The organism is Caulobacter sp. GW821-FHT11A05 (assembly GCF_058809015.1).
This window is the reverse complement of sequence record NZ_JBXASF010000011.1, coordinates 139,826-154,105: the sequence shown is the minus strand read 5'-3', so window position 1 is coordinate 154,105 and position 14,280 is coordinate 139,826. Positions and strand designations below refer to the sequence as shown.

Sequence of the window (14,280 nt, the reverse complement as noted above, 5' to 3'; positions counted from 1 at the left end):
CAAGGCCTAGGATGACGAAGCTGGGGTGACGGTGAGAGATCGTCGGCCGCCAGCTCGCCCGCAGGCGTATTCCCGATGTGGAAGGGCTTGCGCACAGACCTCACACGCCTAAGAACCCCGCCATGCTTGAGAAGACCTTCGACCCCAAGACCGTCGAGCCGCGCCTGTACGCCGCCTGGGAAGCCTCGGGCGCCTTTGCGCCGACCGACAACCCGGACGCCGAGCCGTTCAGCATCGTCATCCCGCCGCCGAACGTCACCGGCAGCCTGCACATCGGCCACGCGCTGAACAACACCCTGCAGGACGTGCTGATCCGCTTCCAGCGCATGCGCGGCAAGGCCGCCCTGTGGCTGCCCGGCACCGACCACGCCGGCATCGCCACCCAGATGGTCGTTGAGCGCCAGCTGGCCGAGGCCGGCAACATGAGCCGCCGCGACATGGGCCGCGACGCCTTCGTCGACAAGGTCTGGGAATGGAAGGCGGAAAGCGGCGGCACGATCGTCAACCAGCTGCGCCGGCTGGGCGCCAGCTGCGACTGGTCGCGCGAGCGCTTCACCCTCGATCCCGGCCTGTCGGCCGCCGTCCGCCGCGTCTTCGTCACCCTGCACCGCCAGGGGCTGATCTATCGCGACAAACGCCTGGTCAACTGGGACCCCCACTTCCAGACCGCCATCTCAGACCTCGAGGTCGAACAGAAGGAGGTCGACGGCGCCTACTGGCACTTCGCCTATCCGCTGGAAGACGGATCGGGCGAGATCGTCGTCGCCACCACCCGGCCCGAGACCATGCTGGGCGACACCGCCGTCGCCGTCAGCCCCGATGACGAGCGCTACAAGCACCTGATCGGCAAATGCGTCCGCCTGCCCATCGTCGGCCGGCCGGTCCCGATCATCGCCGACGAATACGCCGACCCGGAGAAGGGCAGTGGGGCGGTCAAGATCACCCCGGCCCACGATTTCAACGACTTCCAGGTCGGCAAGCGCCACAACCTGCCGTCCATTTCGATCATGGACGCCTACGGCAAGATCAACGAGAACGCCCCGGCCGAGTACCGGGGCCTCGACCGCTTCGTCGCCCGCAAGAAGGTCGTCGAGCAGTTCGAGGAACTGGGCCTGCTGCGCGAGATCGAGAAGGTCAGACACCAGGTCCCGCACGGGGACCGCTCGGGCGTCGTCATCGAGCCCTACCTGACCGACCAGTGGTACGTCGACGCCGAGACCTTGGCCAAGCCGGCCATCAAGGCGGTCGAGGACGGCGCGACCGTCTTCTCGCCGAAGAACTGGGAGAAGACCTACTTCGAGTGGATGCGGAACATCCAGCCCTGGTGCATCAGCCGCCAGCTGTGGTGGGGCCATCGCATCCCGGCCTGGTACGGCCCCGACGGCAAGATCTTCGTCGAGGAGACGGAAGAGGCGGCCCAGGCCAAGGCGACCGAGCACTACGGCCAGGCCACCACGCTGCGCCAGGACGAGGACGTCCTCGACACCTGGTTCTCCTCGGGCCTGTGGCCGTTCTCGACGCTCGGCTGGCCTGAGCAGACCGACGACCTCGAACGCTTCTACCCGACCCACACCCTGGTCACCGGCTTCGACATCATCTTCTTCTGGGTCGCCCGGATGATGATGATGGGGCTGCACTTCACCGGCGAAGTCCCGTTCCAGCGGGTGGTCATCAACGCCCTGGTCCGCGACCAGACCGGCGCCAAGATGAGCAAGTCCAAGGGCAACGTCATGGATCCCCTGGTCCTCATCGACCAGTACGGCTGCGACGCTGTCCGCTTCACCCTGACGGCGATGTCTGGCCAGGCGCGGGACATCAAGCTCTCCGAGCAACGCATTGAGGGCTATCGCAATTTCGGCACCAAGCTGTGGAACGCGACCCGCTTTGCCCAGATGAACGGCTGCGTCCGGGTCGAAGGCTTCGACCCGGGCGCGGTCAGCCAGACCCTGGCCAAGTGGATCCGCGGCGAGACGGCGAAGACGGCGGCCGAGGTCACCGCGGCGCTGGAAACCTGCGCCTATGACGAGGTCGCCGGCAGCCTCTACCGCTTCATCTGGAACGTCTTCTGCGACTGGTACCTGGAACTGGCCAAGCCGATCCTCAACGGCTCGGACGCGGCGGCCAAGGCCGAGATCCAGGCGACCACGGCCTGGGTCCTCGACCAGTGCCTGTTGATGCTCCATCCGGTCATGCCCTTCATCACTGAAGAGCTGTGGGAAAAGACCGCCGAGGAAGGTCCGATCCGCAATGGCTTCCTGATGACCCAGGACTGGCCGAGCTATCCGGAAAGCTACGTCGATCCGGCCGCCGAGGCCGAGATCGGCTGGGTCGTCGACCTGGTCGGCGAGGTCCGCTCGCTGCGGGCCGAGATGAACGTCCCGCCTGGGGCTCGCATCCCGCTGACCCTCGCTGGCGCCGGCGACGAGGCGGCCGCGCGACTGGAACGCCATCGCGACCTGATCCTGACCCTGGGCCGCCTGCAGAGCGCGGATCTGGGCGAGGCACCTGCCGGATCGGTGCCCTTCGTGATCGGCGAAGCGACCGGCGCGCTCGCCGTCGCGGAGTTCATCGACCTGGCGGCCGAGAAGGCCCGCCTGGCCAAGGAGATCGCCGGCCACGACGCCGACATCGAGCGGGTCAATCGCAAACTCGGCAACCCGGACTTCCTGGCCAAGGCCAAGGAGGAGGTCATCGAGGAGAACCGGGGCAAGCTGGCGGACGCGGAAGCGGCGAAGGCCAAGCTTGGCGCGGCGTTGAAGCGGCTGGAAGGCGTCGCCTGACGAGGCTGGCGGAATTCTACCCAGGCAAAATTTTTCGCCGCTCCCGGCAACCCGTTTCCGCGGCTGCCGGCGGCGGCCTTGCAGGGTGGAATTGGGTAGGTGCAATCGCGCTTCAGCAGGGACGAAAAGTAGGTTCCTGAAGGGTCGGTTGGGCCAAGTAAACGGTTGAATTAGCAGACAAATTTTTGGCCTCTTACGGCCCGTGCCGTGTTATAATCGCTTCGAGCGCTAAGAGGGTGTGACCACCGCTGCCAGCCGCCTGAGCAACGCCACCAGGTCGGCCCGCCGGAAGCCGACCAGCAGGATGGCGGCGAAGGCCAGGTTGGTGCAGGCGGCGGCGAACAGGCCGCCGCCGTCGTGGTTGGGATCGACGCCCAGCGGCGTGAACAGGTGGAAGCTGACCGCTCCCGTCATCACCAGCAGGCCGGCCAGGGCGCCGCCGGCCTGCAGATGCTTGAAGCGCGGGTGCAGGCCGACGATGAGCAGGGTGGAGGCCAGCAGCTCGATGCTGCCGATGACGTACTGGCTGAACAGGCCGGTGTGGCCGAACAGTCCGGCCGCGCCGAGGCTCGTGGCCCAGCCATCGAGCGCCCCAAAGATCACCTGGGTCTTGGGATGGTCGGTGAACTTGTAGCGCAGGCTGTCGAGGAAGATGGCGGCCATGAACAGGGCCATGGCGTCGGGCAGGTACTTCCAGGGTTTCTTCATTTCTCGAGGACCTTCGGCCAGTTGGCGGCGCCCTTGGCGATGAAGCCGGGGATGTCCTTGTTCCAGCGGCCCTGAATCTCGGCGTTGTAGTTCAGGTACAGCTTCCCGCCGACGATCTTCCAGTTCTGCGGATCGCCCTTGGCCGTGTAGTTGTTGGCCACCGCCCAGGCGCAATAGCCGCCGAACTGCGGAGCGTAGGCCGTTGGATTGGCTTTGAATTTTGCCAGGTTGGCGGCCGAGCTGAACTTCCAGGTCGCGCCCCGCCAGTCGGTCTGGAAGGCGTCCGCGCCGCGCACGGGTTTTCCCTGGGTGAAATAGGCGACCGTGTCGTAGCCGCCGACGGCGACGTTGTTCAGGGCCGGGGTGTAGATGGCCGGCTTGGCGGCGGCGGCGAGCGTCGGGGTCATCAGCGGTCCGGCGAGGGCAAGGGTGGCGAGGGCCAGGGCGATGGGCTTCATCGTGTTCTCCTTCAGGCGACCTGGGCGTCGTTGGCGAACGGCGGGTCGAGCGGGGTCTCGGCCAGGTGGTTGACGTAGTTGCTCATCGTCTTGAGGCCGACCGCCAGCACCACATCCAGCGCCTGGGCGCGTGTGAAGCCGGCGGCGACGAAGGCCTCGATCTCGGCGTCGGAGAGGAAGCCGCGCTCGCGCACCATCCGCACGGTGAAGGCGCGCAGGGCCTCAAGCCGCGAGTCGGGCAGGGGGCGGCGGTCGCGGATTGAACGGATATCGGCCTCCGGGAGGAGGGCGGCGCGGGCCCGCATGGCGTGGGCCGGGGTGCAGTAGTGGCTGTCGTGCTCGACGGAGACGGCCAGCAGGACGAGCTGCTGCTCGGCCGGGGTGAAGCTCGACTTGGCGAAGATGGCCGAGAGGGCGAAGTAGCCCTCCAGCAGCTGCGGGCTCTCGGCCATCTGGGCGGCGAGGGCGGGGACGTAGCCGACGGCCTTCTGAGCCTGCTCCAGCAGGGGCTTGGAGGCGAAGGGGGCGGTCGCGCGGCTGTGGAGTTGGAAATCGGCCATGGCGTTTGATACGTCGATCTCCGATCCGTGATAATTTGGCCATTGTGCATATGATCTATGCCATGACAGCATAAGTTATGGATCGCCTGACCGCCCTGCGCCTGTTCCTGCGCGTCGCTGAGACCGGCAGCTTCAGCCGCGCCGCCGCCGAGGCCGGGGTCGGCCAGTCGGTGGCCAGCCGGGCCGTGGCCACCCTGGAGAGCGAACTCGGCGGCCGGCTGATGAACCGCACCACCCGTAGCCTGGCGCTGACCGAGGCCGGCCGCAAAGTGGTCGACCACGCCCGGGCCATGGTCGCCGAGCATGAAGCGATGGAGGCGGCGGTACGCGGGGCCGAGCGCGAGCCGGCCGGGCTGCTCAGGGTCTCGGCCTCGGTGGCCTTCACCCGGGCCGAGCTGGCCCCGCACGCCGGCGCCTTCCTCGCCGCCTTCCCGCGCATGCGGCTGGACCTGATGGCCCGCGACGACCGCATCGACCTGATCGCCGAGGGCGTCGACGTCGCCCTGCGCCTCGGCGAGCTGGAGGACAGCCGGCTGACGGCCCTGTGGCTGGGGAACTATCCCCGCATGGTGGTCGCCGCGCCCGGCTTCGAACGGGCCCACGGCGCCGTCGCCGCGCCGAGCGACCTGGCGGCGCGGCCCGCTATCAGCCTGACCTCCTCGGCCTTCGCCACCCGCTGGCCGCTGGCCAGCGGCAAGGCCAGGGTGGAGGTGGAGATCAACCCCGCCGTCCGCACCGCCAACGGCGACGTCCTGGCCGACCTGGCGCGAGGCGGGCTCGGCGCTGTGCTGGCCCCCGGGTTCCTCGTCAAAGCCGATCTGGAGGCGGGTCGGTTGGTCCGCCTGCTGCCCGACTGGAGCGCCCCGCCGCTGGGTCTCTGGGCGGTCTGGCATGGGCGCAGCCTGCCGCGAAAGGCGCGGGTGTTCCTCGATTTCATCGCCGCCCGGCTGGGGGTCGACTGAGCGGTCAAACAGGTGTTTGCATCGGGCGCGAGCCTGTGCTTCACCCAGGGGGAGCCCGCCGACAGACGCTGGCCAAGACAATGAAACCACAGGGAAGCCCGCAAGATGCCTGACGCCGCCTGGCCCGCCATGTCGATCAAGGAGGCGCATGCCCTCCTCACCGCCCCCGGGGCGCCGTTCGAGATGGAGGAACTCGTCATTCGCGGTGTGCCCACGCGGGTGTGGAAGAACGCCCCGCCGACCCTGCGCGACAGCCTAGTCGTCGGCCGCACGCACGGCGAGAAGATCTTCCTGGTCCATGAGGACGAGCGGATCAGCTTCGAGGCCTTCTACCGGGCGGTGGTCAATTTCGCCGAGGCGCTGAAGGAGCGGGGCGTCGGCAAGGGCGACCGGGTGGCCATCATCATGCGCAACCTGCCCGAATGGCCGGTGGCCTTCTATGCCGGCCTCAGCCTGGGGGCGATCCTGACGCCGCTGAACGCCTGGTGGACCGGGCCGGAGCTGGAATACGGCCTGACCGATTCGGGGACCAAGGTCGCCATCATGGACGTCGAGCGCTTCGACCGCCTGGCCGAGCACCTGCCCAACTGCCCCGACCTCAGCCATGTCTTCGTCAGCCGCATGGCCGACGAGGTCACCCACCCCTACGTCACCAAGATGGAAGAGGTGATCGGCGAGCCGGGCGCGTGGAAGGACCTGCCCGAGCTGCCCCTGTGCGACACGCCGCTGACGGCGGAGGACGACGCCACCATCTTCTACACCTCCGGCACCACCGGAAAGCCGAAGGGGGCGCTGGCCACCCATCGCAACGTCAACTCCAACATCATGTCGGCGGGCAGCGCCGCCGCCCGCAGCTTCCTGCGCCGCGGCGAGCAGCCGCCGGCCCCCGATCCGGACGCGCCGCAGAAGGCGATGATGATCTCGGTGCCCTTCTTCCACGCCACCGGCTGTTTCGCCGTGCTGAACCCGGTGATGTTCGGCGGCGGCAAGATCGTCATGATGCGCAAGTGGGACGCCGAGCTGGCCATGCAGCTGATCGAGCGCGAGAAGGTCACCGCCGCCGGCGGCGTGCCGACCATCGCCTGGCAGCTGATCGAGCATCCGGCCCGCGAGAAGTACGACCTCTCCAGCCTCGAAAGCGTCGGCTACGGCGGCGCCCCGAGCGCGCCGGAGCTGGTCCGCAAGATCAAGGAAACCTGGCCCAAGTCCGCCCCCGGCAACGGCTGGGGCATGACCGAGACCTCGGCCACGGCCACGACCCACAGCGGCGAGGACTATGAGAACCGCCCCGACAGCTGCGGCCCCGCCGTGGCCGTCACCGACCTGAAGATCATGACAGTCGAGGGCGACCGCGAACTGCCGATCGGCGAGGTTGGGGAGCTGTGGTGCAAGGGCCCGCAGGTGGTGAAGGGCTACTGGAACAAGCCGGAAGCCACGGCCCAGACCTTCGTCGACGGCTGGGTGAAGACCGGTGACCTGGCGCGGCTCGACGAGGAGGGCTTCTGCTACATCATCGACCGGGCCAAGGACATGCTGATCCGCGGAGGCGAGAACATCTACTGCATCGAGGTCGAGAACGTTCTCTACGACCACCCCTCGGTGATGGACGCCGCCCTGGTCGGCATCCCGCACAAGCAGCTGGGCGAGGAGCCGGCCGCCGTGGTCACCCTCAAGCCCGGCAGCCACGCCACGGAGCAGGAACTGCGCGCCTTCGTCGCCGACCGCCTGGCCGCCTTCAAGGTGCCGATCCGCATCGCCTTCTGGCACGAAACCCTGCCGCGCAACGCCAACGGCAAGATCATGAAGCCCGAGGTGAAGAAGATTTTGGAGGCGATGAGCTAGGGGCCGCCGTTCGCCTTGGGCTGGGGGTGTTGCGAACGGCGTGACCCGAGTCCTAGGCTGCGACCGAGGAGAGACAGCCATGGTCCAGTCCGCCGCCGCCACCGTCGATGATTTCATGCTGGAGGTCGGTCCCGAGCGGCTGCCCTACATCCAGGCGATGAGGGACGCCTGCCTCAAGACCCTGACCGGCTGGGAAGAGCGGATGAGCTATGGCATGCCCGCCTACCATGCGCCGGGCCATCCGGAGGCCGGCGTGGCGTTCAACAACCAGATTCAGCACGTCGCCTTCTATGCCGGCCAGAAAGCCATCGAGACGTTCAAGGCGCAGCTGGCCGTGCCGGGCATCAACTGCGGCAAGGGCTGCGTCCGCTACATGAACCCCAAGAAGATGGACTTCGCGGTCATCGAAGCCATGCTCAAGGACATCCACGGCCGCCACGAGCCGATGTGCTGATCAGGCGCTGACGGGCGGTTTGCGGCCGGCCCAGGGCTGGGCCGCCTCCAGCTGGTAGGCCAGTTCGAACAGCAGCTTTTCCTGGCCGATGCGGGCGCAGATCTGGCTGCCGACCGGCAGGCCTTCGGCCGTCCAGTGCAGGGGCACGCTCATCGACGGGGCGCCGGCGACGTTCTGCAGCGGGGTGTAGCCGACATAGTCGGTCAGCCGGGCGGCCAGCTCCTGGAAGGGCACATCGCCGGTGACAAAGCCGAGCGGCACGGGCGGGCTGGTCAGCACCGGCATCAGCACCACGTCGAATTTGGCGAACCAGGCGTCGTAGGCCGCCGCATTGGCGGTCAGCCGGCCGATGACCTTCTCCAGCGAGCCGGGGGGCAGGGTGGCGATCAGTTGGGCCATGCCGAGGCTGAAGGGCTCCAGCATGGTCGCGTCGGGGGTCTTGCCGGTGGCGCGGGCGACCGCCTGGACCAGCTGGGCGGCGCCGGAGGACCACAGGGTGAGGAAGTCCTGGCCGAACTGGGCGCTGTCGATCGGCCAGTCGGTGGGCTCGACGTGGTGGCCGAGGCTCTCGAGCAGTTTGGCCGTGCCGTCGATAGCGGCACGGACCTCGGGGCCCGGATCCTTGCCGTTGCCGCTCTTGTAGAGCAGGCCGACCTTCAGCTTGCGGCGCAGCGGCGTGGTGACCAGGCCGACGGCGGGCAGGGGGCCGCCTTGCCGCTCGGTGGCGGCGAACAGGGCCGCGGAGTCGCGCACGGAACGGGCGACGGCGTGGTTGACGCTGATGTCGACCACCTTGTCCTGCGGGGTGGGGTCGATCATCCGGCCGCGCGAAGGCTTGAGGCCGAACAGGCCGCAGCAGGAGGAGGGGATGCGGATCGAGCCGCCGCCGTCGCTGGCATGAGCGATCGGGAGAACGCCGCTGGCCACCGCCGCCGCCGCGCCGCCGGAGGAGCCGCCGCTGCTACGGCTGGGGTCCCAGGGATTGCGGGTGGGGTTGTAGCCGATCGGCTCGGTGGTCGGCAGGAAGCCGTATTCCGGGGTCGCCGACTTGCCGAAGAAGACCAGGCCGGCCCGCTCGAAGGCGTCGATGTAGACGTCCTGCGTGGTCTTGGCCGGATGCGCCAGGGTCCAGCGCGAGCCCGAGCGGGTGGGCATGCCGACGTAGTCGTCGAGGTCCTTGACCAGGAAGGGGACGCCGGCGAACGGGCCGGTCTGGCCGCCCTTTTTCGCCTTGTCGAGCGCGCGGTCGTAGTCGGAGTTGACGATGAAGTTCAGCTTCGGCTGCAGGGTCTCGCACCTGCGGATGGTGGCTTCCATCAGCTCGCCGGCGCTGATCTCGCCCTTGCGGATGCGGCTGGCCCACTCGGTGGCGTCCGGCGTCCAGGGGGCGGCGTTGGCCGGGGCTGTGGGCGCGCTGTCGGTCGCGCAGCCGGCGGCGCCGAGCGCCGTCGCGCCGGCGGAGGCGGCCAGCAGGCCGCGGCGGGTGAGTTCGGTCATGTCGGTCGCCCCTCAGCTTCTTCTTCCCCGTCCGGGCCGTCTGTTTGCGTCCCTGAACAGTGATCAGATTGGCGGCAACCGGAGGCTGGCGCAACCGCATGGTTTGAGCAGGCGGCGTCCGCGCCGCCTCTTTCCTTGCGCGGGCGGCGCCATTCGTAGTCAATCGCGGCAAGGGCGCTAAGAACCGGCGGGGGAGTCGGGGCGCCGGGAGCGTAGAATGTTTCGTCTCGAGAACGCCCAGAGCCTCGTCGGTCTGGTGCTCACCCTCCTGGTCTGCTGGGCCGTGTCGGAGAACCGCAAGGCCTTTCCCTGGCGGCTGGCCATCGGGGCGCTGCTGGTCCAGGTCGGGCTGATCTTCCTGCTGTTCGGCGTGCCGGCCCTGCAGGGCGTGGTGCTGGGCATCAGCGGCGTCGTCGACGGCCTGGCGGCCGGCACGGCCAAGGGCACGCAGTTCGTGTTCGGCTATCTGGGCGGCGGGCCCTCGCCCTATCCGGTCGAGAACCCCAACGCCGGCTTCGTCTTCGCCTTCCAGGTGCTGCCGCTGATCCTGGTGATCTCGGCCCTGTCGGCCTTGCTGTGGCACTGGAAGGTGCTCAAGTGGGTGATCAAGGGCTTCGGCTTCCTGTTCGAGAAGACCATGGGCATGGGCGGCGCCTCGGCCACGGCGACGGCCGCCAACATCTTCGTCGGCATGGTCGAAACTCCCATCATCATCAGGGCTTACCTCGACAAGCTGACGCGGTCGGAGCTGTTCATGATGATGGTCGTCGGCCTGGCCACGGTGGCCGGCTCGACCATGGTCGCCTACGCCCTGGTGCTGAAAGCCACCCTGCCCAACGCCGCCGCCCATGTGCTGGTCGCCTCGGTGGTCTCGGCCCCTGCCGGGGTGCTGCTGGCCCGGATCATCGTGCCGGAGGTCAAGGGGGAGGGCGGGGTCAACGTCGATTACACCTCGCTGCTGCGCTACGAGAGCTCGATCGACGCCATCTCCAAGGGGGTGGCCGACGGGCTGATGGTGGTGCTGAACATCAGCGCCATCCTCATCGTCTTCGTGGCCCTGGTGGCCATCGGCAACGAGATTCTCGGCCTGCTGCCGGCGATCGGCGGCGAGAAGGTCAGCGTCGAGCGCATCCTGGGCGTCGTCTTCGCGCCGCTGGCCTGGTCGATGGGCATCGACTGGCAGGAGGCGGGCAAGGCCGGCTGGCTGCTGGGGGTCAAGCTGATGCTGACCGAGTTCATCGGCTTCATCGAGCTGGGCAAGATTCCGACCTCGGAACTGAGCGAACGGGCCCGGATGATCATGACCTATGCCCTGTGCGGCTTCGCCAATGTTGGTTCGGTCGGCATCACGGTGTCGGGGCTGGGCGTGCTGATGCCCGAGCGCCGGGCCGAGGTGATCGGCATGGTCTGGAAGGCGCTGCTGGGCGGCTTCCTGGCCACCTGCATGACGGCCAGCGTCGTCGGCGCCATGCCGCGTGAGCTGTTCGGCATTGGGCCGGACGCGCCGCATGTGGCCGCGCCGCCGGCGGTCGCCCCGCCGGCCGCCAAGCCGGCTCCGGTCATCGAACAGCCGAAGGTCGAGACGCCGGCCCCCAAACAATAACAAGACCCGGGAGATCGCCATGAAACTCTACGACAGCTTCCGCGCGCCCAATCCGCGCCGCGTCCGCTGGTTCCTGGCCGAAAAGGGCGACCACGACGTCGAGATCATCAACCTCGACGTCTTCAAGGGCGAGCACCGGGCCAAGAGCTTCCTGTCCAAGGCAGGCCTGCCCAATGTGCCGGCTCTGGAGATCGACGCGGAGACGACGATCACCGAGTCGGTGGCCATCTGCCGCTACCTGGAGAGCGTCTATCCCGAGCCCAACATGTTCGGCCGCGATCCGAAGGAGGCGGCGGTCTTCGAGATGTGGCTGCGGCGGGTGGAGATGATGCTGGCCACGCCGCTGATGCTGGCGGTCCGCCACAGCCACCCGGCCCTGGCGGCGCTGGAGACCCAGGTGCCGGCTATCGCCGAGAGCAACCTGGCCGGCGGGACGCGGGCCATGAAGCTGTTCAACCGGCGGCTCAAGGAGAGCGACTTCATCGCCGGCGACCGGATCAGCATGGCAGACATCGTGGCGGCGACGGCCATCGACTTCTCCCGCATGGCCAGGTTCGCCATCCCCGAGGAGATGGAGGCGGCCAGCCGCTGGTACAACGCCATGATGGCCCGGCCGGCGGCGGCGGCGGGGGTCACGTAGCCTGGATTGAAAGAGGCGGCGGCTTGCCGCCGTCGCCGCCCGCGGGCGGCGCGGGCGGTCAGACCGTGCGCGACAGCGTCGCGTAGAGGCCGTCGTCGTTGGCGTTGGTCATGCCGACGACTGCGAGGGCGGTGGTGAGAACCACCGATGAACAAAATATGAGGAACAGTTTCCTCATGGCTAAATCTCCCGTGTCCTGAAGCGTGTACGTGGGAGATGGCCGACTGGATTTCAACTTAACGAACGGTCATCCAGCATGAAGCTTTTTTCATGCCGTCATGAGCGGATCTGAGGGCGTCCTACAGCCGTCTGGCGACTCGCTTCACCACGCCCGAGAAGCTCATCATCGGATTGCCGCCGGTCGAGATCAGGCCGCGCACGAAGACCATCGACTTGCCGGCCTTGGTCACCTCGCCGGTGCATTCGATCAGGTCGCCGACATGGGCCGGACCGAGGAACTCGCCGCCGAGGCTGACGGTCACCGAATGGCCGCCCTGCAGGTCGCGCCAGCCGATGGCGAACAGGGCGAAGTCGGCGAAGGTCAGCATGCAGCCGCCGTGCATGAAGCCGCCGCCGTTCATATGCCGCTGCTCGGCCCGGAAGCCGCAGCGGATGGAGCCGTCGTCCTCTTCCTTGAAGTAGAAGGGCCCCGACTGGGTCTCGAACGGGTCACTGTCCCAGAACCGCCAGCCGGCCCATTCGCCCTCGGTGATCAGGTGGGGCCCATTGCTGGGAAGTTCGCTGCCGCCGTCCATGTCCGTCCTCCGCTGTCGCGAGAGCAGTTAGGCGGCATTGCTGATCAGCTCAAGCGACAAGCCCTTGAGGGTCAGGCGCGATGAGCAAACACGATATCCCGGACCTGCGTCAGGTCAAGCAACTGATCCGACGGCTGACCTTCCTCGTCAAAGGAGATCATCTGGTCAGGCAGATTGGCTCGGCAACGATTGAGCGCGCCATCGCCCGTTTTCCAAATGACAAACCATCTTTCCGGCTTATCGAGGCGACTGAATTTCATGACGCGGTCTAGTTGGTCGATGGATCGGCCATCGTCACAGACCAACGGAACGTCGAGATCGAGATGAACCTTGCCGCGCCGCAATTGCCGGTCGGCGCCAAACTCGACAACATCCTCATGGAAGCTCACGGCCTTGATCGGATTGAGCACGCCTGAGGACCACGCGGCGTAGAAAAGATCGTCTCGCACGTCGACACTTACAAGCAGGCGGTTGCGGATGTCACTGGTGTCTGCCAAGCCCAGCTGACGTAGCAGGGCGGCGACAAAAGTGACGATCGGGGCCGACATCGAGGTGCCGTTCTCGCTGCGCGGTTGGAGGTCCAGGCCGAGCGTTGGAATCTCACAGCCCGGCGCCAGAACGTCGATGTATTCAAAACCAATCGCGCTGAAACTAGCGAGCTTGCCGTCGGCGTCGCTTGCTCCGACGGTGATCACACGCCCTTGGTATTTTCCACGTTCGCCGCCGTAATTCGCGGGATAGCGAGGATCGTTCGACAACACTTCGCGTTCGTTTCCCGCAGCAATAATGATCAGCAAGTTCCTGTTGCCATCCAGCGTCTGCTGTACGATGTCCAGGGGTGAAGCAAATCCGAAGCTGGCATTGACGATGTATGCTTCCTGCTGGGTGGCATCGTTGAGAGCGTACTGGATATATTGCTCCATGACATCTTCATCGTCGTCCCGAATAATTTTTTCTATCCGAAGCTTTATTTGGGCTCTCTGGTTCAGATCGGCGGCTATAAACGCAGGGCCGCCGAGTGCGAGTGTTGCGACCATGGTGCCGTGATTGGCATCCTTGATGGTTGGGGAAGCAAAGGGAGGCCCGGCGCGCAGCACGCCGCTTATGCCATAAGCATTTTCCTCGGGGCCGGGTTTGATCACCAGGCGATCAAGGATGAAGGGTGCGGATGGAAGTTCCGCCGAGCCTGTATCCAGGATGGCGACCCGGACTTCGCGTTTGGCCCGGCCGTTCGCGGTCGATTGCGCCAGTGATTTTTCAAAGGCCCGCGCCAAGCCGACGGAATCGAACGGCCAGAGTTGGCCGTCCTTTAGTGGGCTGCAACGGGATCCGGAACGCAGCATCCATGAACTGGCCGAACTGCCGTTCACCATCCGCCCTGTACTGGAGGCCGTTGCGACCAGTTGGGCGGGCCTTAGTCGGCGATTGAGTTCCGCGAGGATTTCGAAGTCCGGTCTGCCCAGGTCGGTCCGCAGCTTGATCGTGGTTTGCGCACTGCGATAGGGCAGAAAATAAGAGGCGCCGGCCGCAATGATCTGTGGATTGCCTGACTTACGGATGGCCGGGTTGGCGTCAAGGAAGCGACTGGTCGTTGCGCCGCCTTCGAAACCGGTCTCCCGTCGTAGCATCCGGCTGATGTTGAGGCGTTGAGGGGCGACGAGCTTCACGTCTTCTTCCAGAAAGGCGCACGCCGGCAACCGGACCTCACCATCCTGAGTCGCAATTAGCCTGTCGTCATTGAAGGCGTTGAGCGTCCGCAGCGCGGCCAGATAGGCGCTGCGCGTGTTTCCGCACTTGGCCATCACAAGCGGACGCAGATCGTCTCCAGCTTTGACGGCTGCCGTCGTCCATTCGCCCACCTCGGCAATATAGATGATGGCCGAGGCGGGCGCCCCGTCGTCGAGACGCAAGCTGATGCTGCCCTGATTGACGACAGGCTCGGGAGGCTGGGCGGACACACCTGAGGCGGCGAGCGTCAACAAGCCGATCAGGCAAGCAGCCTTGCGGAAACTGGCGGACAT

At 66.8% G+C, this 14,280-nt stretch carries 12 protein-coding genes; 6 read left to right on the top strand and 6 right to left on the bottom strand.

Annotation, left to right across the window (positions count from 1 at the left end):
- The first annotated feature begins 122 nt into the window (after nt 1-122).
- Entirely contained in the window at nt 123-2,780 is a 2,658-nt protein-coding gene (locus tag AC1RSK_RS16565; RefSeq protein WP_492908690.1) for a valine--tRNA ligase, read from the top strand.
- Between the two features lie 228 nt (nt 2,781-3,008).
- Here AC1RSK_RS16565 and AC1RSK_RS16560 read toward each other — a convergent pair whose 3' ends face one another.
- Genes AC1RSK_RS16560 through AC1RSK_RS16550 form a run of 3 tightly spaced genes read right to left on the bottom strand, consistent with a single transcriptional unit; the run spans nt 3,009 to nt 4,506 of the window.
- Nucleotides 3,009-3,488 (bottom strand): hypothetical protein, encoded by a 480-nt coding sequence (locus tag AC1RSK_RS16560; protein ID WP_492908689.1) that lies wholly within the window; start codon nt 3,486-3,488, stop codon nt 3,009-3,011.
- Complete coding sequence (locus AC1RSK_RS16555) at nt 3,485-3,946, bottom strand: YHS domain-containing (seleno)protein (protein ID WP_492908688.1); 462 nt, start codon at nt 3,944-3,946, stop codon at nt 3,485-3,487. Before AC1RSK_RS16555 ends, AC1RSK_RS16560 begins: the two co-directional genes overlap by 4 nt.
- 11 nt (nt 3,947-3,957) lie before the next feature.
- On the bottom strand, nt 3,958-4,506 hold the full coding sequence (locus AC1RSK_RS16550; protein WP_492908687.1) for a carboxymuconolactone decarboxylase family protein: 549 nt from the start codon (nt 4,504-4,506) through the stop codon (nt 3,958-3,960).
- Nucleotides 4,507-4,583: 77 nt separating this feature from the next.
- Between AC1RSK_RS16550 and AC1RSK_RS16545 the strand changes: the two genes are divergently transcribed.
- The 3 genes from AC1RSK_RS16545 (at nt 4,584) to AC1RSK_RS16535 (ending at nt 7,764) form a co-directional block, all read left to right on the top strand.
- Nucleotides 4,584-5,468, top strand: a complete 885-nt coding sequence (locus AC1RSK_RS16545) for a LysR family transcriptional regulator (RefSeq protein ID WP_492908686.1) — start codon at nt 4,584-4,586, stop codon at nt 5,466-5,468.
- A gap of 105 nt (nt 5,469-5,573) precedes the next feature.
- Nucleotides 5,574-7,310 (top strand): class I adenylate-forming enzyme family protein, encoded by a 1,737-nt coding sequence (locus AC1RSK_RS16540; RefSeq protein ID WP_492908685.1) that lies wholly within the window; start codon nt 5,574-5,576, stop codon nt 7,308-7,310.
- Between the two features lie 79 nt (nt 7,311-7,389).
- Nucleotides 7,390-7,764 (top strand): iron chaperone, encoded by a 375-nt coding sequence (locus AC1RSK_RS16535; protein WP_492908683.1) that lies wholly within the window; start codon nt 7,390-7,392, stop codon nt 7,762-7,764.
- On the opposite strand, the gene AC1RSK_RS16530 is transcribed toward AC1RSK_RS16535, so the two are convergent.
- Nucleotides 7,765-9,261, bottom strand: coding sequence for an amidase (locus AC1RSK_RS16530; protein ID WP_492908682.1), 1,497 nt, complete (start codon nt 9,259-9,261; stop codon nt 7,765-7,767). It abuts the gene before it with no gap.
- Nucleotides 9,262-9,478: 217 nt separating this feature from the next.
- Here AC1RSK_RS16530 and AC1RSK_RS16525 point away from each other — a divergent pair, with 217 nt between their 5' ends.
- Complete coding sequence (locus AC1RSK_RS16525) at nt 9,479-10,864, top strand: NupC/NupG family nucleoside CNT transporter (RefSeq protein WP_492908681.1); 1,386 nt, start codon at nt 9,479-9,481, stop codon at nt 10,862-10,864.
- A 19-nt stretch (nt 10,865-10,883) separates the two neighbouring features.
- Entirely contained in the window at nt 10,884-11,504 is a 621-nt protein-coding gene (locus AC1RSK_RS16520; protein ID WP_492908680.1) for a glutathione S-transferase family protein, read from the top strand.
- A gap of 299 nt (nt 11,505-11,803) precedes the next feature.
- Here AC1RSK_RS16520 and AC1RSK_RS16515 read toward each other — a convergent pair whose 3' ends face one another.
- Both AC1RSK_RS16515 and AC1RSK_RS16510 read right to left on the bottom strand, forming a co-directional pair.
- Nucleotides 11,804-12,259: a PaaI family thioesterase gene (locus tag AC1RSK_RS16515; RefSeq protein WP_492908679.1), complete on the bottom strand. Its 456-nt coding sequence runs from the start codon at nt 12,257-12,259 to the stop codon at nt 11,804-11,806.
- Between the two features lie 71 nt (nt 12,260-12,330).
- Nucleotides 12,331-14,280 carry a S8 family serine peptidase gene (locus AC1RSK_RS16510; protein WP_492908678.1) on the bottom strand — a complete coding sequence of 650 codons (1,950 nt, stop codon included), beginning with the start codon at nt 14,278-14,280 and terminating at the stop codon, nt 12,331-12,333.

Excerpts from the sequence above, each read along its gene's own strand:
- AC1RSK_RS16565 (WP_492908690.1), top strand. The coding sequence starts at position 123 with ATGCTTGAGAAGACCTTCGACCCCAAGACCGTCGAGCCGCGCCTGTAC.
- AC1RSK_RS16560 (WP_492908689.1), bottom strand. The coding sequence starts at position 3,488 with ATGAAGAAACCCTGGAAGTACCTGCCCGACGCCATGGCCCTGTTCATG.
- AC1RSK_RS16555 (WP_492908688.1), bottom strand. The coding sequence starts at position 3,946 with ATGAAGCCCATCGCCCTGGCCCTCGCCACCCTTGCCCTCGCCGGACCG.
- AC1RSK_RS16550 (WP_492908687.1), bottom strand. The coding sequence starts at position 4,506 with ATGGCCGATTTCCAACTCCACAGCCGCGCGACCGCCCCCTTCGCCTCC.
- AC1RSK_RS16545 (WP_492908686.1), top strand. The coding sequence starts at position 4,584 with ATGGATCGCCTGACCGCCCTGCGCCTGTTCCTGCGCGTCGCTGAGACC.
- AC1RSK_RS16540 (WP_492908685.1), top strand. The coding sequence starts at position 5,574 with ATGCCTGACGCCGCCTGGCCCGCCATGTCGATCAAGGAGGCGCATGCC.
- AC1RSK_RS16535 (WP_492908683.1), top strand. The coding sequence starts at position 7,390 with ATGGTCCAGTCCGCCGCCGCCACCGTCGATGATTTCATGCTGGAGGTC.
- AC1RSK_RS16530 (WP_492908682.1), bottom strand. The coding sequence starts at position 9,261 with ATGACCGAACTCACCCGCCGCGGCCTGCTGGCCGCCTCCGCCGGCGCG.
- AC1RSK_RS16525 (WP_492908681.1), top strand. The coding sequence starts at position 9,479 with ATGTTTCGTCTCGAGAACGCCCAGAGCCTCGTCGGTCTGGTGCTCACC.
- AC1RSK_RS16520 (WP_492908680.1), top strand. The coding sequence starts at position 10,884 with ATGAAACTCTACGACAGCTTCCGCGCGCCCAATCCGCGCCGCGTCCGC.
- AC1RSK_RS16515 (WP_492908679.1), bottom strand. The coding sequence starts at position 12,259 with ATGGACGGCGGCAGCGAACTTCCCAGCAATGGGCCCCACCTGATCACC.
- AC1RSK_RS16510 (WP_492908678.1), bottom strand. The coding sequence starts at position 14,280 with ATGTCCGCCAGTTTCCGCAAGGCTGCTTGCCTGATCGGCTTGTTGACG.